This is a genomic window from Flavobacterium faecale (assembly GCF_048320115.1).
GTDB lineage: Bacteria > Bacteroidota > Bacteroidia > Flavobacteriales > Flavobacteriaceae > Flavobacterium > Flavobacterium faecale_A.
This window is the reverse complement of sequence record NZ_CP182943.1, coordinates 573,149-594,146: the sequence shown is the minus strand read 5'-3', so window position 1 is coordinate 594,146 and position 20,998 is coordinate 573,149. Positions and strand designations below refer to the sequence as shown.

The following is a 20,998-nucleotide window of genomic DNA, read 5'->3' as shown; positions in this document are numbered from 1 at the left end:
CGCTATACGATAACGGCAATCTTTTTGTTGTGATGAATGGCAAGTTTTGTTAGTAAAAATCCATTGGTAAGAATCATCGGAAGTACTAGCAAAAAATGAATCTTATTCATTAGTACTATAACATAAACCATTAATAAGATTAGGTTTAACAAGGCTAATTGGTATACCCATTTTCTTTTTGTCTTTGCATTCATTGTAAAAGATAAGACAATAAGCAAAGGGTTCAATAGTAAGATATTGTAATTGTTTGCTAGCTCTAGATGTCCTGAGTAAAATCCTAAAAAGACAAATAAACTTCCAATTAGTCCTAAGACTAAAAAGTAAATTTGATTGATGATTTTAATGTTCAAGAAGACGATAAGTCCGAGAAGGATTAAATACGAATACCAATTATTCCACCAAGATGTTGGCGCTGTATCATTGAATTCTAAAAGAGTTTTGGTTTTTTCAGGAACTAATTTTTGCTTATTAAAGCTGGCGAATTCTAGGTTATGCATTAATTCTAAAGGGAGAAAGATATGGTCTCCAACTGCGTCTACTTTAGTTCCAAAGATGATACTCGTTCCTAATTTTTCATAAAAATGATTGTCAAAATAAGGATATAGGATGGCTCTATAAGTGTTTTCTGTGTCTGTTTTTTTTGCAATAGAATGCTCTCCTATGGTTTTATTGATGATGTCTACCACCATTGACGTGCAGTTTTTATCAATGAATTTGTATGTATAGTAGCTGTCTCCTGACGCTAATGATTGATTTAAGTTGTCAAATAACTTTTGTTTTAAATCAAGATTCAAAGCTAATTCTTGTTCATAAACGTCGCGGCGTTCGTAGTTGTATTGTCCAATGAAGTTAGAGAACGAGTGGGTAACTGCAAAATATTGTAAATCGCCTTTGGCAAATTTGGCGACAAAATTGGGTGTATTGAAATCAAAAGCACCATAATTATAAACTATGTCGAGATTGTTATCTGTATCTGCTATTCGGATAGCGGTATGTCCAAATAAAGAATAAGATTCGTTTCCTGTACCGCAGGTCAAAATGCTCGCCTTTGCTTTTGGAGACAAAGTGATGTTTTGACTGGAGAGAGAAAAAGAAATGATACTAAATACAAATGAAAAAAGGAAGGTTGATTTGAAACTATTGGTTTTCATTTTGGTGTTTTTTTTATCTTCTAAATTGACCTAAATCTACTTTTAAAGAGAAAATATTGGAATACAAAGTGGTGCCTTGATTTCCTAAATTAGTTAAAGCGTAATCGACTTGGATTCCTTTGTATTTAAATCCTAACCCAATATTAGGTTGGAATTCGACTTTTTGGGTGCTGTCCAATTGTTCTACATTTTGAAAATTTCCCACTCCAGCTCTGACGAAAACTAGATCAGTATAGCCAAATTCAAAACCTAAGGCAGGATCGATACTGGCAAATTTTGTAGTAATGAGATCATTGGTTTGAGCAAAACGCATGTTCAAACTAGTGGCTGCTAGTAGACTGTAATCGTAGTGGAAAATAAATTTTTTAGAGAGTCCAAGTTGTAATTTGGGAGCGGTGATTTCTGTAGATTCTGGTAATTCTTGGTTTTGTCCTTCCACAGCATCGGATACTTTTTTGTATTCTTTTTCGTCAATGTTCCATACATTATAAGTTGTGGTGATGTCTCTTGCCATCAATCCAAATTTCCAGTTATTGCGTTCAAATTGCAGCCCTGCATCAAATCCAAATCCCCAAGCGCTGGCAAACTTCCCAATAATACGTCTGATTATTTTGGCATTCGCACCATATTGAAAACCTTCAATAGGCAATCGTCTAGCATAAGAAAATGTAAAGCCGTAGTCAGCAGTTGAGAAAAGGCTAATTCTATTGTAGTCTATATTTCCTTGACTATCAATTAATTCGGTAGTGTTTAAAATATCGTCTACTCCAAACCGAATTAATGAAACTCCCCATGCGCTGTTATCATCAATTGGGCTTGCATAGGCGATATAATCGTATTTGGCTATGTTTGCAAAATAATTAGCATGCATTAAAGCAACTTGGTGATCCTCTAAATTGACAAGTCCTGCAGGATTCCAATATCCTGAATTGACATCATTAGTAGAAGATACCACAGTGTTTGCCATTCCTAGAGCTGCAGCATCTACACCAATATTCATGAATTCGTTAGAGTATTTTCTAACTGTTTGACTGTAATTTGAAGTGCAAATTAAGAACAAAATGAAACAATGAATTTTTTTCAATTGTATGATTTTAAAACACAAAGGTTGTTATTTTTCTTCAAAAATATAATTTTTTAGTGAGCTAATATCTCTTTATGCTTAAATAAAAAGGAAAGTGACTTGTTGTTGATAAAAAACTATAGTAAAAAACATCAATTTCATTCCGTTATTATACTAAATTTGTGCAAACAGAAAAAACAAAAACCATGATTGCTATCAAAAAACAGATTCCTAATTTGATTACTTTATTAAACCTGTTTTCGGGTTGCATTGCTTTGGTTTTTATTACAAAGTCTAATTTTGAATGGGCTTTTTATTTTGTTTGTTTGGGGATATTCTTTGATTTTTTTGACGGTTTCTTTGCTCGATTGTTTAAAGTATCAAGTCCGTTAGGATTGCAATTGGATTCTTTAGCTGATATGGTGACCAGTGGAGTAGTTCCTGGCTATGTAATGTTTTCGATGTTGAATAGTTCTCAAAATGAAATTACGGATAATCCACTCTTTGCATATATAGGTTTTGTGGTTACTTTAGGATCTTGTTATCGATTGGCGAATTTTAATATTGATACCCGTCAAACAGATTCGTTTATAGGATTGCCTACACCTGCTAATGCGTTGTTTATATTGAGTTTGCCCTTGGTTTTACATACGAGTGATTCGTTATTTACATTGGAGTTCTTAACGAATCAATGGGTCTTGCTTGCTATTGTTTTAGGAAGTGCCTATATCCTTAACGCTGAAATTCCTTTGTTTTCGTTGAAATTAAAGAAGTTTACTGTTAAAGATAATCTGATTCAAATCATATTTCTTCTTTTTTCCTTTCTATTGGTTTTGTTTTTTCATTTTGCGGGAATTCCGTTGTTGATTCTTTTTTATGTACTCCTTTCAGTTGTCAACAACCAATGGATTAAGAAGTAATTAATTCCTAAAATGAGAAAAAAAACGGTTCGTAGGAAGTCTGTTGGTAAAAAGAAAAAGGTATCTGCATTCTATAGGAATTTTAAAATATTTTCTATGGTGTTGGTTTTTACTTTGGTACTAATGGCTATTCTGTATCATTATCGCAATGGTTTAGCGTATTATTTTAGTTTTAAAACAGACAAAGTTTTAAAAGAAAAAGCAGAAAGTAAGAGGCTTTCGGATATTCGAAACCATCAGGTTTTAGGAAGTCTGAATGGTAAATCGGTTGGGATTGATGTTTCTGAATATCAAGGAGCAATAGATTGGGAGGAATTGAAAATGATAGAGAATGATTATCCAATTCATTTTGTTTTTATTAGAGCAACTGTGGGTTGTGATCGATTGGATAAAAAATATAAGGAGAATTGGGAAGCTGCCAAGGAAAAGAAACTTATTAGAGGTGCTTACCACTATTATCGTCCCGATGAAAACTCGATAGAACAGGCTAATTTATTTATTAAAACGGTTCGGTTACAAAAAGGCGATTTGCCTCCTGTAGTCGATTTGGAACGAATGCCTGACAATCAGTCCATGGAGCAATTGAGATTGGGATTGAGACGTTGGTTGAAACGGGTAGAAGCCCATTATAAAGTAAGGCCAATCATTTATACTGGGGAAAAATATTATGCTGATTTCTTGAAAAAAGAATTTTCTGAATACTTATTCTGGATTGCTAATTATAATTTTTATCGAGAAAATATTGAAGAAGACTGGCTTTTTTGGCAATTTACTGAAAAAGCTTCCGTTACTGGAATTACTGGAAATGTAGATGTGAATATTTTTAATGGTGATTTACAGCAGTTGCAGTTTATAACGGTGGATTGATTTTTAGTCGAATACTGATTTGAAATAATTATAAAAATAAATAAAATGGGAATATTTTCAGCAATTTTAGGAAATGCAGGTACCGTTAGTCAAGATGATTTACAAAAAGATTACGGTCAATTATTGATTGATGGAGAACATATTGAATTAGGGTTTAAGCTCGTTAGAGATGTGTTTATTTTTACGAACAAAAGACTTATTTTGGTAGATAAACAAGGACTGACAGGTAGTAAAGTCGAGTACAAATCAGTGACTTACAAGAATATTTCGAGATTTAGTATTGAAACGGCGGGTACTTTTGACTTGGAAGCCGAACTAAAAATTTGGGTTTCCAGTGAGCAACTACCTAGTATTAAAAAACAATTTAATAAATCGGTTAATGTATATGATGTACATAAAGTATTGGCAACACACGTACTAAAGTAAAAAAGAAAGGCACTTCGTTAGAATACAAAGTGCCTTTTAAATTTTGTTATATTGGGATACTAAAAATCGATTTTCTTTTTACGCAATTCAAAATTTTGACCTAAGTAGACTCTTCGTACCATTTCGTCTTCTACTAATTCTTCTGGGATTCCAGCTTTCAGAATTCCTCCTTCAAACATCAAATAGGTTTTGTCGGTAATCGCAAGTGTTTCCTGAACGTTGTGGTCTGTAATCAATATACCGATGTTTTTATTTTTTAATTGGGCTACAATTCGCTGAATATCTTCTACCGCTACAGGATCTACACCGGCAAAAGGTTCGTCAAGCAAAATAAATTTTGGATCCGTAGCGAGACAGCGCGCAATTTCGGTACGACGGCGTTCTCCTCCAGAAAGTAAATCGCCACGATTCGTTCGGATGTGTTCTAAACTAAATTCGGCAATCAAACTTTCCATTTTTGCAATTTGGTCTTCTTTGGAAAGTTTAGTCAATTGTAGTACGCTCAAAATATTGTCCTCAATGCTCAGCTTTCTAAAAACAGATGCTTCTTGTGCTAAATATCCAATTCCTTGTTGTGCCCGTTTGTACATGGGATAATTAGTGATATTTAAATCGTTAAGATAGATGTTGCCAGCATTGGGTTTTACGAGGCCTACAATCATATAAAAAGAAGTGGTTTTTCCTGCTCCATTAGGGCCGAGTAAACCTACGATTTCTCCTTGATTCACCTCGACTGAAATGCCTTTTACAACGCTACGTCCTTTATATGTTTTAATTAAATTATCGGCTCTTAAAATCATTTTTATTTTGAATTGGTGTGCACTTTATTTGTTAGACAAAGAAACAAATAAACTACTTATAATAGTCCTAATTTTTTGTTACGATTGCTTTTTCTTTTTTATGGACAAATACCGACAAAAAGATACTTGCCTCGTAAATCAATAGCATCGGAATTGCAACAATGGTCTGACTCACCACATCAGGTGGTGTAACAATGGCGGCAATTATCAGTACCAATACAATAGCATATTTTCGAGAATTTCTTAAGAAAGTAGGGGTAACCAGTCCTAATTTCGTTAGAAAATAAATGATTATGGGTAGTTCAAAAAACAATCCGCCTGCGAGTACCGAGGTTTTGACCATTCCAATGTAAGAGTTCAAAGTAAATTGGTTTAATACCACACTACTAACGGTAAAAGTGGCCACAAAATTAACCGACATGGGAATGACTATAAAATAGCCAAATAGGACCCCTAAGAAGAAGAGAAGAGAGGAGAAAAAGATAAATATTTTGGCGTTCTTTTTTTCATTTTCATACAAAGCTGGACCGATGAATTTCCATATTTCCCATAAAATATAAGGGAACGCAAGGATGAAACCAGCAAGGAGACAAATCCATATAAAAACATTTACTTGGCCTTCCATTTCGGTATTTTGAATTATAAAAGGCATTTCGGTGATGCAGATACTTTCTCCAATACCTATTTGATGTGACAGTTCACACATATAGGTGTAGGTGAAAAAGGAAGGCCTTGTGGGGCCAAAAATGATAGTGTCAAAAAGATAGTCACTGATAAAATATGTAAAAAAAGCCATAATAATGATGGCAATGGTACTTCTTACAAGTAACCATCTCAGGTCTTCAAGATGGTCTAAAAAAGACATCTCATTTAGGTTTTTTTTTGCCATTATAGGATTCCTTCTTTTAAAATGTCGTGTAAATGCAATACCCCTTTGTATTCGTCATTGTCTACAACTATCAATTGGGTGATTTTATAGTCTTCCAGTAGGTTCAATGCATCGACAACCCTATCTGAAGATTGAATTAATTTGGGGTTATGCGTCATAATGTCTTTTGCCGTTAAATCTACAAATGTATCTCTGTCCGTAAGCATTCTTCGTATGTCACCGTCAGTGATGATTCCGATTACTTTATTGTTTTCAACTACTGCTGTCACCCCGAGTCTTTTTTCAGAAATCTCAAAAATAACCTTTTTGACTGAAGTGTCTGGAGTCACAATTGGTTTTAGACTATGTTCCAGCATGTCGCTAACTTTCAGTAATAATTTTTTTCCCAAAGCACCTCCGGGGTGGTATACTGCAAAATCTTCAGGTTTGAAATCCCGAATTTCCATCAGACAAACTGCCAAAGCATCGCCCATTACTAATTGTGCCGTGGTACTATTGGTTGGAGCAAGATTAATAGGACAAGCTTCTTGATCAACAGTTGTGTTTAGGATATAGTCAGCGCCCTTTCCTAAAAACGAGCTGGTGTTTCCGGTGATGGCTATTAACGTGTTTCCAAATCGTTTTAATAAAGGAACTAGCACTTTAATTTCGGGGCTATTTCCGCTTTTTGAAATACAAATTATGATGTCTTCATGCTGAATCATACCTAGGTCTCCATGGATGGCTTCAGATGCATGTAAAAATAAGGAAGGAGTGCCTGTAGAGTTAAAAGTAGCGACCATTTTTTGAGCGATAATGGCACTTTTTCCAATTCCTGTTACCACTAATCTTCCTTTGGAGTTAAAGATTGCTTCTACGGCTTTGTGAAAGTTATCATCAAGGTAATCAGTAAGTTTTGCAATGGCGTCACTTTCGGATAGAATGGTTTTTTTGGCAATTGCCAATATATTTTCTTTAGTAATCAAAACAGAATAGTTATAATTTGTATGTGTAAAAGAAATTAGTATCTTTATATGGTGCAAATTTATATAAAATACCATATAATAAAGAATGAATTCAAACGAAATTGATATCCATAAAGAATTAAAAAAATATTTTGGCTTTAGCCAATTTAAAGGGTTGCAAGAACAAGTAATTAAAAGCTTGCTCAATAAACAGAATACATTTGTGATTATGCCCACAGGAGGAGGGAAATCCCTTTGTTACCAACTTCCAGCATTAATACAAGAAGGCACTGCTATTGTTGTGTCTCCATTAATTGCTTTAATGAAAAATCAAGTGGATGCCATTCGTAGTTTGTCTTCCGAGAATGGTGTAGCACATGTTTTAAATTCCTCATTAACTAAAACAGAGGTTACCCAAGTTAAGAAAGACATCACTTCTGGGTTGACTAAATTGCTTTATGTAGCTCCAGAATCTTTGACCAAAGAAGAAAATGTGGAGTTTTTAAAAAGTGTCACTATTTCTTTTGTGGCGATTGATGAAGCGCATTGTATTTCAGAATGGGGGCATGACTTTAGACCAGAGTATCGAAATTTAAAAAATATTATCAAGCAGTTAGGTGATGTTCCAGTCATCGGTCTTACTGCAACGGCGACCCCAAAAGTGCAAGAAGATATCTTGAAAAATTTAGATATGTCTAATGCAACTACTTTCAAAGCTTCGTTTAATAGACCTAATTTATTTTATGAAGTACGTACAAAAACCAAGAATGTGGAGTCGGATATTATTCGTTTTATTCGCCAACACAAAGGAAAATCGGGGGTTATTTATTGTTTAAGTCGTAAGAAAGTAGAGGCTATTGCCGAGGTTTTAAAAGTAAACGGAATTAGTGCTGTACCCTATCATGCAGGTTTAGATGCTAAGACTCGAGCCAAACATCAAGATATGTTTTTGATGGAAGATGTTGATGTTGTTGTCGCGACTATCGCATTTGGGATGGGAATCGATAAGCCAGATGTTCGTTTTGTGATTCATCATGATATTCCAAAATCACTCGAAAGTTATTACCAAGAGACTGGTCGTGCTGGTCGTGATGGCGGTGAAGGGCATTGTTTAGCGTACTACTCTTATAAAGATGTGGAAAAGCTGGAGAAATTCATGTCGGGAAAACCAGTTGCTGAACAGGAAATTGGTTTTGCTTTGCTACAAGAAGTGGTTGCTTATGCGGAAACTTCCATGTCAAGAAGGAAATTTTTACTTCATTATTTTGGGGAAGAGTTTGACAGTGAAACAGGCGAAGGAGCTGATATGGATGACAATGTGCGCAATCCAAAGTCAAAAGAGGAAGCTAAAGATCAATTGGTTAAGTTGCTTGAAGTTGTTAGAGATACCAAGCATTTGTACAAGTCAAAAGAAATTGTTTTTACACTAATAGGAAGAGTTAACGCGGTTATCAAAGCCCATCGTACAGATGTTCAGCCATTTTTTGGTTGTGGCTCTAAGTATGATGAAAAATATTGGATGGCATTATTGCGCCAATCATTAGTAGCAGGTTATTTGACTAAAGATATTGAGACCTATGGTATAGTTAAGATAAACGAAAAGGGATTGGATTATATTAAAAACCCAACTTCGTTTATGATGTCCTATGATCACGAATATAGTGAGTCTGAAGATGAAGCTATCGTTTCAGCTGCAAAATCTACTGCTGCTGTTGATGAGACTTTAATGAATATGTTGAAGGAGCTGCGTAAAAAGGAAGCTAAGAAAATTGGTGTGCCTCCTTTTGTGGTTTTTCAAGACCCTTCATTAGAAGATATGGCATTGAAGTATCCCATATCCATTGAGGAATTGGTCAATATTCATGGTGTTGGTGAAGGAAAAGCAAAGAAATATGGTAAAGAATTTGTCAATTTAATCAACAGATATGTTGAAGATAATGACATTGTCAGACCTGATGATTTAGTTGTAAAATCTACTGGGACTAATTCGGCTAATAAGTTGTATATCATTCAAAATATAGATAGAAAATTATCATTAGACGATATTGCAAAAGCGAAAGGCTTGACAATGGATAATTTGATAAAGGAGATGGAGCAAATCGTGTATGCTGGTACCAAATTGAATATCCAATATTGGATTGATGATATGCTTGATGAAGACCAACAAGAAGAAATTCACGAATACTTTATGGAATCAGAATCGGATAAGATTGATGAAGCTCTTAAAGAATTCGATGGGGAATACGATATTGATGAATTACGCTTGATGCGTATTAAGTTTATTAGCGAAGTAGCTAATTAGTTTTTAGTTTTCAGTCGCAGTTTTTAGTTTTCAGTTTGAATGGAGACTAAAAACTGTGACTGTGTATTGCATTTACTCTACATATAATTCTGCTCGATGTGGTTTCAAAGCATCACGTACTTGTAGCATATTTTCGTCTGTTACCACCATAAAAGCAATAGCGTGCATTTCGTTTTTGATTTCAAACCCCGTAATTTTTAAAGTTAGTTTTTCAATTTCGATATATTCTTTTAGGTGAATTTCATGGTGTTCAGCTGTTTTTGCGCCAGCAGGTCCGCGGAAATCCCAAATCATTTTAATTTTTCGAGACATTGGTAGTGAATTTTTTATAAGGCAAAGATACAAAGACAACAGCTATTTGAAAAAAATCAAATCAAAATACTACTTTTGCTTGCTGATGCTATTTTCGATATTCGAATAGAACAAAGCATAGAATAATATACTACAAAATGCCTCAAGAACTTCTCATACAAGTAACACCAGAAACTGCTAGCAATGAACTTTTATTAAAAGATTTTATTGGTAAAAAAATAAAAACACCAACAGCTGACTTGAAGCAAGTTGTTGTATTGAAAAGGTCAATTGATGCCCGTCAGAAGGCAATAAAAATCAACCTTAAAGTGGCTGTTTATTTAAAAGGGGAAGCTTTTTCGGAAGAATCGTTTAAATTACCCGACTATCCTAATGTGGTTCATTCTCAAGAAGTTATTGTTGTAGGCGCGGGGCCAGCAGGTCTTTTTGCTGCATTGCAATTAGTGGAGTTGGGTTTGAAGCCCATAGTGTTAGAGAGAGGTAAAGATGTAAGAGGTCGAAGAAGAGATTTGAAAGCCATCAATAGAGACCATATTGTAGATGAAGATTCTAATTATTGTTTTGGTGAAGGTGGAGCTGGAACCTATTCTGACGGAAAATTATATACCCGATCCAAAAAACGTGGTGACGTCACCCGTATATTGGAATTGTTGGTAGCTTTTGGAGCGACACCAGATATTTTAGTGGAAGCGCATCCTCATATTGGAACCAATAAATTACCGCAGATTATTCAAGATATTCGAGATAAGATTATAGAATGTGGTGGTCAAGTACTTTTTGAAACAAGAGTTATTGATATTCTGGTCAAGAATAATGAGGTAGAAGGAGTTGTTACCCAAAACGGGGACACTATTCTAGCGAATAAATTAATCTTAGCTACAGGGCATTCTGCTCGTGATATATTTGAATTACTAGATAGAAAAAAGATTTTAATTGAAGCCAAGCCATTTGCTTTGGGAGTTCGTGCGGAACATCCCCAGTCTTTAATCGATCAAATTCAATACAGTTGTGATTATCGTGGAGAATTTTTGCCGCCTGCCCCTTATAGTATTGTGAAGCAAGTGGGAGGTAGGGGAATGTATTCGTTTTGTATGTGTCCAGGAGGAGTGATAGCTCCCTGTGCGACAAGTCCGGGTGAAGTAGTGACTAACGGTTGGTCGCCTTCTAAGCGTGATCAAGCTACGGCAAATTCAGGAATTGTTATCGAATTAAAGTTAGAAGACTTTAAGCCTTTTGCAAAATTTGGAGCCTTAGCGGGTATGGAATTTCAAAAAAGTATCGAACAAAGAGCATGGCATTTGGCTGGAGAAACTCAGAGAGTTCCCGCGCAACGCATGGTCGATTTTGTGCAAAACAAGGTTTCGGCTGAAATTCCAAAAACTTCCTATGTTCCAGGTACGACTTCGGTAGAAATGGGGCAAGTCTTTCCTAGTTTTTTAACTCAAATTTTAAGAGAAGGCTTTTCAGAATTTGGAAAATCGATGAAAGGATATTTGACAAATGACGCCATACTCCATGCGCCAGAATCCAGAACTTCCTCACCTGTTAGGATTCCTAGAGACGGACTAACATTAGAACATTTGCAAATCAAAGGTTTGTATCCTTGTGGCGAAGGGGCTGGTTATGCTGGTGGAATTATTTCGGCCGCCATAGATGGTGAAAAATGTGCACTCATGATTGCGGAATGTCTTAAAAAAATAAAGGATTAAAGGAATAAACAATACAGTAATTCAAAAACAGTCGCTTATCTTTTTGTATTTTTGTGACACTGAAATAAATTATGATAGAAGAAAACGTAATATTAGTTAACGAAAAAGACGAACAGATAGGTTTAATGCCTAAGTTAGAAGCGCATGAAAAAGCAGTGTTGCATCGGGCTTTTTCCGTTTTTGTTTTAAATGATAAAAACGAAATGATGCTGCAGCAAAGAGCGGCTCATAAATACCATTCTCCATTACTTTGGACGAATACTTGTTGCAGTCATCAGCGAGAGGGTGAAACAAACCTTGAGGCTGGAAGTCGCAGATTGTATGAGGAAATGGGTTTTGAAACCGAATTAAAAGAGTTGTTCCATTTTATTTATAAAGCTCCCTTTGACAATGGATTGACGGAGCATGAGCTGGATCATGTGATGATTGGATATTACAATGAGGCTCCAATAATCAATACGGATGAGGTGCAAGATTGGAAATGGATGGCAATTGAAGCTGTTCAAAAAGATATAAAGTCTAATCCAGATTCCTATACCGTTTGGTTTAAGATTATTTTTGAAGAATTTTATCATTTTTTAGAAGAAAATAGAATTTAAAAAATGCGTGTTTAAGAGTGTTATTAGTGAAAAATAAGACTAGCGGTAAATACAGTACGAATCGAATACAGCTTGTAGGCCAAAACAATTATAAATTAAAAACAGTAGTATATGAAAGTTACCATAAGCAGAAAGGCACATTTCAATGCGGCACATAGACTGTATCGTAAAGATTGGTCTTTTGAAAAGAACGATGCTGTTTTTGGGAAATGCAATAACGCAAACTACCACGGTCATAATTATGAGCTCATTGTTAGTGTGACAGGTTTGATAGATTCAGAAACAGGTTTTGTAATAGATGTTAAAATATTATCAGAAATCATAAAAGAGGAAGTTGAAGTTCCTTTTGATCATAAAAATTTAAACTTAGATGTTCCTGAATTTGAAAATCTAAATCCTACTGCAGAAAATATTGTAGTAGTGATATGGGACAAAATTCGAAAAAGAATTCAAACGGATTTTGAATTAGAAGTGGTTTTGTATGAAACACCAAGGAATTTTGTAACCTATAGAGGAGAATGATGACTTTAAAAACAGGAGATAAAGTACCCGTTTTTACAGCAAGAGATGTTCGTGGGGAATTATTCGATAGTCGGACGATCATTGGGAAGAAAATTGCTGTGATTTATTTTTATCCCAAAAATGATACGGCTATTTGCACAGCTCAAGCTTGTAGTTTTAGAGATAGTTATCAAGATTTTCTTGATATGGGTGCTGAGGTAATAGGGATTAGCAGTGATAACCAAGAATCACATCAAGAGTTTTCTAGCAAGTACAAACTTCCATTTCTATTGTTGTCCGATAAAGATCAGAAAATCAAGAAGCAATTTGGAGTTGGTTCTCGATTTTTTGGATTAGTTTCAGGAAGAGTGACTTTTGTAGTTGATGAAACAGGAGTAGTTCAGATGGTTTTTGATTCAATTTTTGGAAGGAAGCATATTATAAACGCATTAAATAAAATCAAGGAATTAACAAATAAATAAATCCGTTGTGTGAAATTAATCTGAGTCCCTTATAAAATGGCGATTCCAATTAAATCTAAAGTTATTTACAACTAAAATGTCATTCTGTCCCGAAATTTCGGGAGTTTAGGACTTCTTGTAAGATGCCTTTCGACAAGGTCCATGTGATGTAGATGTATAAAACTATTAATTTAATTTCACCCAATGGGTTAAGTAAATAATTCTTTTATTATAAATATTAATATATGAATTTATATCCATTACAATTTGAACCCATTTTAAAGGAGCGAATTTGGGGAGGAGAGAAATTGAAAACCTATTTGAACAAATCAATAACTTCTAGTATAACTGGCGAAAGCTGGGAATTGTCAGCAGTTGAAGGAGATGTGAGTATGGTTTCGAATGGTGAATCAAAGGGGAGTTTGTTGACTGAATTAATTGCGTCAAACCCAATTGATATCTTAGGAACTGCAGTTTATGAAAGGTTTGGTTTAGAGTTCCCATTATTGTTTAAGTATTTGGATGCTAATCAAGATCTTTCGATTCAAGTGCACCCTAATGATGAGTTGGCTCAAAAACGTCACAATTCATTTGGGAAAACTGAAATGTGGTATATTATGCAGGCGGACAAGGATTCACGTATTATTGTAGGATTCAAAGAAGATTCGAATGCCGTCGAATATGTCAAAAACCTTGAAGATAAAACATTGTTGTCAATCCTGGATACTGTGAATGTAAGTGAAGGAGATGTTTTTTTTCTTGAAACAGGAACAGTTCATGCAATTGGTGCAGGATTAGTAGTTGCTGAAATTCAGCAAACATCTGATATTACCTATCGTCTTTATGATTTTGATAGAGTAGATGCCAACGGGAATTTGAGAGAATTGCATATTGATTTAGCATTAGATGCCATTAATTATAATAAAGTAAACACTCAAAAAAAATATAAAAATAAAGTAAACCAATCTAATTCAATTGTAGACTGTAAATACTTCAGTACGAATTCAATTCCTTTGGAAGGAACAGTTTTGGTAAGTAAAACAGGAGAAAGTTTTACCGTTTATATGTGTATTGATGGTGCCTTTCAAATTGAGGTAAATAGTCAAAAATACAAGTTTTCGAAGGGCGACACGGTTCTTGTTCCTGCTGTATTAAAGGCTTATGAGTTAAGTGGAAACGCTTCTCTTTTAGAAATTTATATTTCATAGTAAGGAATAGAAAGATTATATGTACTTTTGCAGACGCAAATTAAAATTAAAGAAAAATGGCAAACGTTAAGAATTTAAAAAAAGATATCAATTACGTTTTAGGTGATATTATTGAAGCAGTATATTTATATGAATTAACTTCAACAGGAAAACCAACTGAAGAAACAAATAATTTAATAGATGAAGCTATCGCTGCATTTGATGCTTTGATCGCAAAAGTGAATGCTAAAGATGTTGAAAACAAAAAAGCACATTTCAAGCAAATTAATGTAGAATTGGAACAAGTTGCAAATCAATTAATTGCTAAAATAAACGAGTTGTAGTTATTAAAAACTGCAAAAAAAGACAGATTTATTTTGGAAATATCGAATTCATCTGTATCTTTGCACCCGTAATGAGACGCCAGCGTAGCTCAGTTGGCTAGAGCAGCTGATTTGTAATCAGCAGGTCGTGGGTTCGAGTCCCTCCGCCGGCTCAGTATGAAACCATCTAACTTTTGTTAGGTGGTTTTTTTTATGTGTAAAAAGATGGGTTATTCAGGCGTGAAAAGAGTTTGAATTATTTGTTTATTTTATTTGGAGATTAGGAATTCATATGTATATTTGCACCCGAAATAAATGCCAGCGTAGCTCAGTCGGCTAGAGCAGCTGATTTGTAATCAGCAGGTCGTGGGTTCGAGTCCCTCCGCCGGCTCAAAGAAAACCATCTAACTTTTGTTAGGTGGTTTTTTTGTTTGTAGTCTGTTTGTTCTTGTTCGGGATATTTTGGGATCAAGTTCAAAAGTTGGGGATTAGGTAGAAGTATTAGATAATCTATACAGGAAAAAATCAATTTTTCTAACTCCTCTAAATTGCGATCTAAAAGCTTTGATTTGAATCTTTGTTTTTGGTATTATGGTGAAAAATAAATAGCGTATACTATGTATAGATTAAAATTAATCATGAAAAGAAGTCTGTTTAGTTTTATTTGGTTTAAAATAGGATACAGATTGCTATGTAATAATGCTGAAGTACTCTTGTAATGATATAGAATTACAGTTCCGACCCTGAAATAATCAGACGCAAATACTGAAAATGGTCTAATAATACGAGTAACTAAGATATAGTCCATAGTATTCTCGATAATAAAAGCTCCAAATTCCTACAAATATAAAAACATAAACAATGCATTTCCAGCATATTGTAAAAAAGATTAAAAAAAGGTTGTTGTGGGGTATTGTTTAATTGGGAAGACTCACTACTTTTGCACCCGCAATAGCGAATAAGTTCCTAGAAATACTGACAGGTTTTAAGAGAAATAAAGAGGGAGAAATTCTTCTAGAAAAAATATCAAAAAAAGCTTGTGAGATTAGGATTTACGTTTTACATTTGCACCCCGCAAGAATAGAGAAGTTCATTGAGTTATTGATAAGAGAGGTTAAAGAAATAGAAATAAAATTCTAAAAAAAAAACTTTAATTTTTTCTTGCCAGAAACAAAAGAGTTTTTTACTTTTGCACCCGCTTCGAGAAACACATTAAATTGTGGTTAACGAGGATAAAAAAAGAAGAATACGTTCCTAGACATATTGAATTGACAGCCGTTTTAACAGAGATGTTAGAACAAAAGAATAAGAGTAATAGAATCGATAGATTCGAATAAAAACCGATAGATACTGAGTCGACAATTAATAGTCCGCTATGGCGGACGCACAATATACGATGAAGAGTTTGATCCTGGCTCAGGATGAACGCTAGCGGCAGGCTTAACACATGCAAGTCGAGGGGTATAGGTTTTCGGACCTAGAGACCGGCGCACGGGTGCGTAACGCGTATGCAATCTACCTTTCACAGAGGGATAGCCCAGAGAAATTTGGATTAATACCTCATAGTATTATGAATTGGCATCACTTTATAATTAAAGTCACAACGGTGAAAGATGAGCATGCGTCCCATTAGCTTGTTGGTAAGGTAACGGCTTACCAAGGCTACGATGGGTAGGGGTCCTGAGAGGGAGATCCCCCACACTGGTACTGAGACACGGACCAGACTCCTACGGGAGGCAGCAGTGAGGAATATTGGTCAATGGACGCAAGTCTGAACCAGCCATGCCGCGTGCAGGATGACGGTCCTATGGATTGTAAACTGCTTTTGTACGAGAAGAAACACTCCTACGTGTAGGAGCTTGACGGTATCGTAAGAATAAGGATCGGCTAACTCCGTGCCAGCAGCCGCGGTAATACGGAGGATCCAAGCGTTATCCGGAATCATTGGGTTTAAAGGGTCCGTAGGCGGTTTAGTAAGTCAGTGGTGAAAGCCCATCGCTCAACGGTGGAACGGCCATTGATACTGCTAAACTTGAATTATTAGGAAGTAACTAGAATATGTAGTGTAGCGGTGAAATGCTTAGAGATTACATGGAATACCAATTGCGAAGGCAGGTTACTACTAATTGATTGACGCTGATGGACGAAAGCGTGGGTAGCGAACAGGATTAGATACCCTGGTAGTCCACGCCGTAAACGATGGATACTAGCTGTTGGGAGCAATCTCAGTGGCTAAGCGAAAGTGATAAGTATCCCACCTGGGGAGTACGAACGCAAGTTTGAAACTCAAAGGAATTGACGGGGGCCCGCACAAGCGGTGGAGCATGTGGTTTAATTCGATGATACGCGAGGAACCTTACCAAGGCTTAAATGTAGTTTGACCGATTTGGAAACAGATCTTTCGCAAGACAAATTACAAGGTGCTGCATGGTTGTCGTCAGCTCGTGCCGTGAGGTGTCAGGTTAAGTCCTATAACGAGCGCAACCCCTGTTGTTAGTTGCCAGCGAGTCAAGTCGGGAACTCTAACAAGACTGCCAGTGTAAACTGTGAGGAAGGTGGGGATGACGTCAAATCATCACGGCCCTTACGCCTTGGGCTACACACGTGCTACAATGGACGGTACAGAGAGCAGCCACTGGGCGACCAGGTGCGAATCTACAAAACCGTTCTCAGTTCGGATCGGAGTCTGCAACTCGACTCCGTGAAGCTGGAATCGCTAGTAATCGGATATCAGCCATGATCCGGTGAATACGTTCCCGGGCCTTGTACACACCGCCCGTCAAGCCATGGAAGCTGGGGGTGCCTGAAGTCGGTGACCGCAAGGAGCTGCCTAGGGTAAAACTGGTAACTAGGGCTAAGTCGTAACAAGGTAGCCGTACCGGAAGGTGCGGCTGGAACACCTCCTTTCTAGAGCCTTAGTGTTAGCTTTTAGCACGCTAGGGAAAAAGACGAAGAATCTTTCGGATTTAGAATATTGAGAATTTATTACTCTTGCTGTTAATTTAAAGAAATTGAAAAAAGAATTAAGTAAAAACAGAGTCTCGTAGCTCAGCTGGTTAGAGTACTACACTGATAATGTAGGGGTCGGCAGTTCGAGTCTGCCCGGGACTACTATTTTATACTTAAGAGGAAATTTTAGAGGTTGAGTTACACGAAAAGTGAACCGTTTCAAAAAACTGTTAACTGAATACTGTTAACTGACAACTAGATACGGGGGATTAGCTCAGCTGGCTAGAGCGCCTGCCTTGCACGCAGGAGGTCAACGGTTCGACTCCGTTATTCTCCACAAAGGCCCCTCCTAACCTCCCCAAAAGGGAGGAATACAGAGCAATCGGCTCTCCCCCTTCGGGGGAGCTGGAGGGGGCTTAAAGTTCATTGACATATTGAGATAAGAAAAGTAAAAAATAAGTAGAAAGAGTTTTTTGCTAGTGATAGCAAAAGACAAAAAATAACGGTCATAATTAATTTTATGATTGGTACAATAAGCAAAATAAGGGCGTATGGGGGATGCCTAGGCTCTCAGAGGCGAAGAAGGACGTGATAAGCTGCGAAAAGCTACGGGGATTGGCACACACAAATTGATCCGTAGGTATCCGAATGGGGCAACCCACTATGTTGAAGACATAGTACACCGATAGGTGGGCAAACCCGCTGAACTGAAACATCTAAGTAGGCGGAGGAGAAGAAAACAAAAGTGATTCCGTAAGTAGTGGCGAGCGAACGCGGATTAGCCCAAACCAATGTTGTTACGGCAATGTTGGGGTTGTAGGACCACGAGATTTTATGTACAAGGAACCGGAAGTTACTGGAAAGTGACGCCATAGAGGGTGATAGCCCCGTATGGGTAACGAGTATAATAAATAGTGGTATCCTGAGTAGGGCGGGGCACGTGAAACCCTGTCTGAATTTGGCGGGACCATCCGCTAAGGCTAAATACTCCTGAGAGACCGATAGTGAACCAGTACCGTGAGGGAAAGGTGAAAAGAACCGTGAATAACGGAGTGAAATAGATCCTGAAACCATACGCTTACAAGCGGTCGGAGCCCTTTGGTGGGGTGACGGCGTGCCTTTTGCATAATGAGCCTACGAGTTAACGTTGCTGGCAAGGATAAGTGGTTAAGCCACGGATCCGTAGCGAAAGCGAGTCTGAATAGGGCGCTTTAGTCAGTAGTGTTAGACGCGAAACCGTGTGATCTACCCATGGACAGGTTGAAGCTTTGTTAACCCAAAGTGGAGGACCGAACCCGTTGACGTTGAAAAGTCTTGGGATGATCTGTGGGTAGGGGTGAAAGGCCAATCAAACTCGGAAATAGCTCGTACTCCCCGAAATGCATTTAGGTGCAGCGCTGGTTATAAGTTATATAGAGGTAGAGCTACTGATTGGATGCGGGGGCTTCACCGCCTACCAATTCCTGACAAACTCCGAATGCTATATAATGTTTACCAGCAGTGAGGGCTTGGGTGCTAAGGTCCAAGTCCGAGAGGGAAAGAACCCAGACCATCAGCTAAGGTCCCCAAATATATACTAAGTTGAAAGAACGCGGTTTGTCTGCCCAGACAGCTAGGATGTTGGCTTGGAAGCAGCCATTCATTTAAAGAGTGCGTAACAGCTCACTAGTCGAGCGGACGAGCATGGATAATAATCGGGCATAAGTATATTACCGAAGCTATGGATTTTGTAGCAATACAAAGTGGTAGGGGAGCATTCTAACAGGGTTGAAGGTTTTTCGTAAGGAGAGCTGGACTGGTTAGAAAAGAAAATGTAGGCATAAGTAACGATAATGCGGGCGAGAAACCCGCACACCGAAAGACTAAGGTTTCCACAGCTATGCTAATCAGCTGTGGGTTAGTCGGGACCTAAGGCGAACCCGAAAGGGACAGTCGATGGACCACGGGTTAATATTCCCGTACTACTAATTACTGTGATGGGGTGACGGAGTGATGAAAGCGCCGCGAACTGACGGAATAGTTCGTTGAAGTACCTACCTATAAGAACCGCAGGCAAATCCACGGTTTTTGGGGAAATACGATAGTACTCGGAGTCTTCGGACAAAGAGATAGTGCGCCTAAGGGCTTCCAAGAAAAACCTCTAAACTTCAGGTAATTAGTACCCGTACCGCAAACCGACACAGGTAGTCGAGATGAGAATTCTAAGGTGCTCGAGAGATTCATGGCTAAGGAATTAGGCAAAATAGACCCGTAACTTCGGGAGAAGGGTCGCCAGCAGCAATGCTGGCCGCAGTGAAGAGGTCCAGGCGACTGTTTATCAAAAACACAGGGCTCTGCAAAATCGTAAGATGAAGTATAGGGCCTGACACCTGCCCGGTGCTGGAAGGTTAAGAGGAGATGTTATCTTCGGAGAAGCATTGAATTGAAGCCCCAGTAAACGGCGGCCGTAACTATAACGGTCCTAAGGTAGCGAAATTCCTTGTCGGGTAAGTTCCGACCTGCACGAATGGTGTAACGATCTGGACACTGTCTCAGCCATGAGCTCGGTGAAATTGTAGTAACGGTGAAGATGCCGTTTACCCGCAGTGGGACGAAAAGACCCTGTGCACCTTTACTATAGCTTAGTATTGACCTTGGATAAATGATGTGTAGGATAGGTTGGAGACTGTGAAGTGGCGTCGCTAGGCGTTGTGGAGTCATTGTTGAAATACAACCCTTTGTTTATCTGAGGCCTAACTCCGCGTTGCGGAGGACATTGCTTGGTGGGTAGTTTGACTGGGGTGGTCGCCTCCAAAAGAGTAACGGAGGCTTCTAAAGGTTCCCTCAGTACGCTTGGTAACCGTGCGAAGAGTGCAATGGCATAAGGGAGCTTGACTGAGAGACATACAGGTCGATCAGGTACGAAAGTAGAGCATAGTGATCCGGTGGTTCCGCATGGAAGGGCCATCGCTCAAAGGATAAAAGGTACGCCGGGGATAACAGGCTGATCTCCCCCAAGAGCTCATATCGACGGGGGGGTTTGGCACCTCGATGTCGGCTCGTCACATCCTGGGGCTGGAGAAGGTCCCAAGGGTTGGGCTGTTCGCCCATTAAAGTGGCACGCGAGCTGGGTTCAGAACGTCGTGAGACAGTTCGGTCTCTATCTACTGTGGGCGCAAGAAATTTGAGTGGATCTGATTCTAGTACGAGAGGACCGAATTGGACAAACCTCTAGTGTATCTGTTGTCACGCCAGTGGCACTGCAGAGTAGCTACGTTTGGAAGGGATAAGCGCTGAAAGCATATAAGCGCGAAACCCACCACAAGATGAGATTTCTTTTAAAGGTCGTGGGAGATGACCACGTTGATAGGCTATAGATGTAAAGGCAGTAATGTCATAGTCGAGTAGTACTAATAACCTGTAAGCTTATGTACAAGGTCAGCCCCCTAACCCCCGAAGGGGGAACAAGAGGGCTGGCGAAACTTTCTAATAAATAAAATTTTCTTTATCTCAGTATGTTAAGATATTTGTCCCTCCATGCCTTTTTTAGTAAAGGAACGCCAAACATCACGCGGTTGGCTCTCCCCCTTTGGGGGAGTTGGAGGGGGCTATAATC

16 protein-coding genes, 4 tRNA genes and 2 rRNA genes are annotated in these 20,998 nt (G+C 37.9%); 16 read left to right on the top strand and 6 right to left on the bottom strand.

What is annotated here, in order from left to right; translation table 11 throughout:
- Window positions 1-2 precede the first annotated feature (2 nt).
- Both ACNH59_RS02380 and ACNH59_RS02375 read right to left on the bottom strand, forming a co-directional pair.
- On the bottom strand, window positions 3-1,151 hold the full coding sequence (locus ACNH59_RS02380) for a DUF4105 domain-containing protein (RefSeq protein ID WP_418263853.1): 1,149 nt from the start codon (window positions 1,149-1,151) through the stop codon (window positions 3-5).
- Window positions 1,152-1,164: 13 nt separating this feature from the next.
- Window positions 1,165-2,151, bottom strand: a complete 987-nt coding sequence (locus ACNH59_RS02375) for a PorV/PorQ family protein (RefSeq protein WP_418264867.1) — start codon at window positions 2,149-2,151, stop codon at window positions 1,165-1,167.
- Between the two features lie 272 nt (window positions 2,152-2,423).
- On the opposite strand from ACNH59_RS02375, the gene ACNH59_RS02370 reads away from it, so the two are divergent.
- Genes ACNH59_RS02370 through ACNH59_RS02360 form a run of 3 tightly spaced genes read left to right on the top strand, consistent with a single transcriptional unit; the run spans window position 2,424 to window position 4,427 of the window.
- Window positions 2,424-3,134, top strand: coding sequence for a CDP-alcohol phosphatidyltransferase family protein (locus ACNH59_RS02370; RefSeq protein WP_418264866.1), 711 nt, complete (start codon window positions 2,424-2,426; stop codon window positions 3,132-3,134).
- Between the two features lie 12 nt (window positions 3,135-3,146).
- Complete coding sequence (locus ACNH59_RS02365; protein WP_418263852.1) at window positions 3,147-4,001, top strand: glycoside hydrolase family 25 protein; 855 nt, start codon at window positions 3,147-3,149, stop codon at window positions 3,999-4,001.
- A gap of 45 nt (window positions 4,002-4,046) precedes the next feature.
- The gene (locus ACNH59_RS02360) at window positions 4,047-4,427 is read left to right on the top strand and encodes a PH domain-containing protein (protein ID WP_418263851.1); all 381 of its coding nucleotides are present in this window, start codon (window positions 4,047-4,049) and stop codon (window positions 4,425-4,427) included.
- 59 nt (window positions 4,428-4,486) lie between these two features.
- On the opposite strand, the gene lptB is transcribed toward ACNH59_RS02360, so the two are convergent.
- The 3 genes from lptB to ACNH59_RS02345 form a co-directional block, all read right to left on the bottom strand.
- Window positions 4,487-5,227, bottom strand: coding sequence for an LPS export ABC transporter ATP-binding protein (lptB, locus tag ACNH59_RS02355; RefSeq protein WP_418263850.1), 741 nt, complete (start codon window positions 5,225-5,227; stop codon window positions 4,487-4,489).
- Between the two features lie 67 nt (window positions 5,228-5,294).
- Window positions 5,295-6,116: a twin-arginine translocase subunit TatC gene (gene tatC / locus ACNH59_RS02350; protein WP_418263849.1), complete on the bottom strand. Its 822-nt coding sequence runs from the start codon at window positions 6,114-6,116 to the stop codon at window positions 5,295-5,297.
- Window positions 6,116-7,081, bottom strand: coding sequence for a KpsF/GutQ family sugar-phosphate isomerase (locus ACNH59_RS02345; RefSeq protein ID WP_418263848.1), 966 nt, complete (start codon window positions 7,079-7,081; stop codon window positions 6,116-6,118). The genes tatC and ACNH59_RS02345 overlap by 1 nt, the downstream gene beginning before the upstream one ends.
- An 85-nt stretch (window positions 7,082-7,166) precedes the next feature.
- Here ACNH59_RS02345 and ACNH59_RS02340 point away from each other — a divergent pair, with 85 nt between their 5' ends.
- On the top strand, window positions 7,167-9,362 hold the full coding sequence (locus ACNH59_RS02340) for a RecQ family ATP-dependent DNA helicase (RefSeq protein ID WP_418263847.1): 2,196 nt from the start codon (window positions 7,167-7,169) through the stop codon (window positions 9,360-9,362).
- Window positions 9,363-9,434: 72 nt separating this feature from the next.
- Here the strand turns inward: ACNH59_RS02340 and ACNH59_RS02335 are convergent, their stop codons facing one another.
- On the bottom strand, window positions 9,435-9,674 hold the full coding sequence (locus ACNH59_RS02335) for a hypothetical protein (protein WP_418263846.1): 240 nt from the start codon (window positions 9,672-9,674) through the stop codon (window positions 9,435-9,437).
- A gap of 137 nt (window positions 9,675-9,811) precedes the next feature.
- Here ACNH59_RS02335 and ACNH59_RS02330 point away from each other — a divergent pair, with 137 nt between their 5' ends.
- The 12 genes from ACNH59_RS02330 (at window position 9,812) to ACNH59_RS02275 (ending at window position 20,816) form a co-directional block, all read left to right on the top strand.
- Window positions 9,812-11,383 carry an NAD(P)/FAD-dependent oxidoreductase gene (locus ACNH59_RS02330; RefSeq protein ID WP_418263845.1) on the top strand — a complete coding sequence of 524 codons (1,572 nt, stop codon included), beginning with the start codon at window positions 9,812-9,814 and terminating at the stop codon, window positions 11,381-11,383.
- Window positions 11,384-11,454: 71 nt separating this feature from the next.
- Entirely contained in the window at window positions 11,455-11,982 is a 528-nt protein-coding gene (gene idi, locus ACNH59_RS02325; RefSeq protein ID WP_418263844.1) for an isopentenyl-diphosphate Delta-isomerase, read from the top strand.
- A 111-nt stretch (window positions 11,983-12,093) separates the two neighbouring features.
- Entirely contained in the window at window positions 12,094-12,504 is a 411-nt protein-coding gene (locus tag ACNH59_RS02320; protein ID WP_418263843.1) for a 6-pyruvoyl trahydropterin synthase family protein, read from the top strand.
- Window positions 12,501-12,965: a peroxiredoxin gene (locus tag ACNH59_RS02315; RefSeq protein ID WP_418263842.1), complete on the top strand. Its 465-nt coding sequence runs from the start codon at window positions 12,501-12,503 to the stop codon at window positions 12,963-12,965. Before ACNH59_RS02320 ends, ACNH59_RS02315 begins: the two co-directional genes overlap by 4 nt.
- A gap of 224 nt (window positions 12,966-13,189) precedes the next feature.
- Entirely contained in the window at window positions 13,190-14,152 is a 963-nt protein-coding gene (locus tag ACNH59_RS02310) for a type I phosphomannose isomerase catalytic subunit (RefSeq protein ID WP_418263841.1), read from the top strand.
- A gap of 56 nt (window positions 14,153-14,208) precedes the next feature.
- A complete protein-coding gene (locus ACNH59_RS02305) occupies window positions 14,209-14,475 on the top strand; it encodes a hypothetical protein (RefSeq protein ID WP_418263840.1) in 267 nt (88 codons plus the stop codon).
- Between the two features lie 78 nt (window positions 14,476-14,553).
- Window positions 14,554-14,627 (top strand) — tRNA-Thr (locus ACNH59_RS02300).
- A gap of 144 nt (window positions 14,628-14,771) precedes the next feature.
- A tRNA-Thr gene (locus ACNH59_RS02295) sits at window positions 14,772-14,845 on the top strand.
- 1,002 nt (window positions 14,846-15,847) lie between these two features.
- A 16S ribosomal RNA gene (locus tag ACNH59_RS02290) occupies window positions 15,848-17,361 on the top strand.
- Window positions 17,362-17,491: 130 nt separating this feature from the next.
- Window positions 17,492-17,565, top strand: a tRNA-Ile gene (locus ACNH59_RS02285).
- 101 nt (window positions 17,566-17,666) lie between these two features.
- A tRNA-Ala gene (locus tag ACNH59_RS02280) sits at window positions 17,667-17,740 on the top strand.
- 193 nt (window positions 17,741-17,933) lie between these two features.
- Window positions 17,934-20,816 (top strand): 23S ribosomal RNA (locus ACNH59_RS02275).
- The 16S and 23S rRNA genes sit together here with 2 tRNA genes alongside, the layout of an rRNA operon.
- Window positions 20,817-20,998 lie beyond the last annotated feature (182 nt).

What these genes read in the sequence shown, in the direction of transcription:
- ACNH59_RS02335 (WP_418263846.1), bottom strand. Translation starts at nt 9,674, where the DNA reads ATGTCTCGAAAAATTAAAATGATTTGGGATTTCCGCGGACCTGCTGGC.
- idi (WP_418263844.1), top strand. Translation starts at nt 11,455, where the DNA reads ATGATAGAAGAAAACGTAATATTAGTTAACGAAAAAGACGAACAGATA.
- ACNH59_RS02305 (WP_418263840.1), top strand. Translation starts at nt 14,209, where the DNA reads ATGGCAAACGTTAAGAATTTAAAAAAAGATATCAATTACGTTTTAGGT.
- ACNH59_RS02375 (WP_418264867.1), bottom strand. Translation starts at nt 2,151, where the DNA reads ATGAATATTGGTGTAGATGCTGCAGCTCTAGGAATGGCAAACACTGTG.
- ACNH59_RS02320 (WP_418263843.1), top strand. Translation starts at nt 12,094, where the DNA reads ATGAAAGTTACCATAAGCAGAAAGGCACATTTCAATGCGGCACATAGA.
- ACNH59_RS02380 (WP_418263853.1), bottom strand. Translation starts at nt 1,151, where the DNA reads ATGAAAACCAATAGTTTCAAATCAACCTTCCTTTTTTCATTTGTATTT.
- ACNH59_RS02360 (WP_418263851.1), top strand. Translation starts at nt 4,047, where the DNA reads ATGGGAATATTTTCAGCAATTTTAGGAAATGCAGGTACCGTTAGTCAA.
- ACNH59_RS02340 (WP_418263847.1), top strand. Translation starts at nt 7,167, where the DNA reads ATGAATTCAAACGAAATTGATATCCATAAAGAATTAAAAAAATATTTT.
- ACNH59_RS02315 (WP_418263842.1), top strand. Translation starts at nt 12,501, where the DNA reads ATGATGACTTTAAAAACAGGAGATAAAGTACCCGTTTTTACAGCAAGA.
- ACNH59_RS02330 (WP_418263845.1), top strand. Translation starts at nt 9,812, where the DNA reads ATGCCTCAAGAACTTCTCATACAAGTAACACCAGAAACTGCTAGCAAT.
- tatC (WP_418263849.1), bottom strand. Translation starts at nt 6,116, where the DNA reads ATGGCAAAAAAAAACCTAAATGAGATGTCTTTTTTAGACCATCTTGAA.
- lptB (WP_418263850.1), bottom strand. Translation starts at nt 5,227, where the DNA reads ATGATTTTAAGAGCCGATAATTTAATTAAAACATATAAAGGACGTAGC.
- ACNH59_RS02365 (WP_418263852.1), top strand. Translation starts at nt 3,147, where the DNA reads ATGAGAAAAAAAACGGTTCGTAGGAAGTCTGTTGGTAAAAAGAAAAAG.
- ACNH59_RS02310 (WP_418263841.1), top strand. Translation starts at nt 13,190, where the DNA reads ATGAATTTATATCCATTACAATTTGAACCCATTTTAAAGGAGCGAATT.